Source organism: Mesorhizobium sp. M7A.F.Ca.US.006.04.2.1, from assembly GCF_004022915.1.
GTDB classification, from domain to species: domain Bacteria; phylum Pseudomonadota; class Alphaproteobacteria; order Rhizobiales; family Rhizobiaceae; genus Mesorhizobium; species Mesorhizobium ciceri.
On record NZ_RZQA01001118.1, the window covers coordinates 1 to 1674 of the forward strand.

Consider the following 1674-nt stretch of genomic DNA (forward strand, 5'->3'; position numbering starts at 1 on the left):
CAATGGCACCTTCGCCCGCTTCAAGGGCTCGATCCGCATCGACAACAGCGATGTCGGGCGCTCAGCTGTCAATTTCACCATTTTTCCCGAAAGCGTCGGCACCGGCCAGGGCCGTATCGATGCCTTCCTGCGCTCCGACGCGGTGTTTGATGCCGCCAACAGCCCGGAAATCCAGTTCCGCTCTACCAGCGTGACCCGAACCAGCGACACCACGGCTCTCGTCAGCGGCCGGCTGACGGCGCGCGGCAAGACGTTCCCGGAAAAATTCACGGCCGAGCTCGGCGGTCTCAAGGCCGGCATGATCAAATTCCATGTCACCGGCAAGGTGCTGAGGTCGCGCTACGGCATGGATGTCGGCACGCCGATCTATTCCAACATCGTCGACTTCGACATGACGCTGACCGGCAAAAGGGGCTGACCTCGTCATTGGCTTTTCCGGCGATTTCGGGCAAACCTCGTCGCCTGTAATCGTGATGGAGATGCCTGATGTTCCGATGGGGTGTGTTGTCGACGGCCAAGATCGGCCGCGAGCATTTGTTGCCGGCGATGGTCGAGGCGGAGAATAGCGTGCTGTCGGCGATCGCCAGCCGCGATCTGTCGAAGGCCAAGGCGCTGGCCGATCGCTTCGGTGCGCGCCATGCCTTCGGCTCCTATGAGGAACTGCTTGCCTCCAACGAGGTCGACGGCGTCTACATCCCGCTGCCGACCTCGCAGCATGTCGAGTGGGCGGCCAAGGCCATCGAAGCCGGCAAGCATGTGCTGGTCGAAAAGCCGCTGGCGCTCGACGCCAAGGACATCCTGCCGCTGATCAAGCTGCGCGACCAGAAAAGGGTGCTGGTCTGCGAAGCCTTCATGGTCATCTACCACCCGCAATGGATCAAGGTGCGCGAGCTCATCGCCAGCGGCGCCATCGGCCGGCTGCGCCATGTGCAGGGCGCGTTCTCCTACTACAACGTCGACCCCAGCAACATGCGCAACCAGCTCGACCTCGGCGGCGGCGCGCTGCCCGACATCGGCGTTTACCCGACCGTGTCGACGCGCTTTTCCACCAGCAAGGAGCCGCTGCGCGTGCAGGCAACGATCGAGCGCGACAAGACATTCGGCACCGACATCTACTCCTCGATCCGTGCCGATTTCGGTGACTTCGAGCTGTCGTTCTATCTGTCGACTCAGATGGCGGCGCGCCAGGTGATGGTGTTCCACGGCGAGAAGGGTTTCATCGAGTTGTTCTCGCCTTTCAATGCCGGGCTCTACGACCACCACCGCGTCGAACTGCACAACCAGAACCACACCGAGGCGCAGGTTTTTCGCTTTCCCGGCACGCAGCAGTACCGGCTGGAGGTCGAGACCTTCGCGCGCGCGGCACAGGGCGGCAAGGAGCGCGTCTTCACGCTGGAGGAATCGGTGCTCAATCAGAAAGTCATCGACGCCATCTTCCGCGCCGGCGGCAAAGAAGGCTGGGAGACCGTCTGAATTCCTTGCATTGAAATAGCCGGCTAATTCTGGGAGGAAAAATGGCTGACGATGCGGACGTGATCATTGTCGGCGCCGGCCTTGCAGGGCTGGTTGCCGCCGCCGAGCTCGCCGAGGCCGGCAAGAAAATCATCATCGTCGACCAGGAGCCGGAGCAGTCGCTCGGCGGCCAGGCATTCTGGTCGTTCGGCGGCCTTTTCC

At 62.4% G+C, this 1674-nt stretch carries 3 protein-coding genes; all 3 read left to right on the top strand.

What is annotated here, in order from left to right:
* On the top strand, nucleotides 1–418 hold a 418-nt coding region (locus tag EN925_RS34885; protein WP_164890572.1), incomplete at its 5' end, for a YceI family protein.
* Nucleotides 419–486: 68 nt separating this feature from the next.
* Complete coding sequence (locus tag EN925_RS34890) at nucleotides 487–1473, top strand: Gfo/Idh/MocA family oxidoreductase (RefSeq protein ID WP_127385133.1); 987 nt, start codon at nucleotides 487–489, stop codon at nucleotides 1471–1473.
* Nucleotides 1474–1502: 29 nt separating this feature from the next.
* Nucleotides 1503–1674, top strand: a 172-nt coding sequence (locus EN925_RS34895; protein WP_281040691.1) for an FAD-dependent oxidoreductase, incomplete at its 3' end; no start/stop codon positions are given.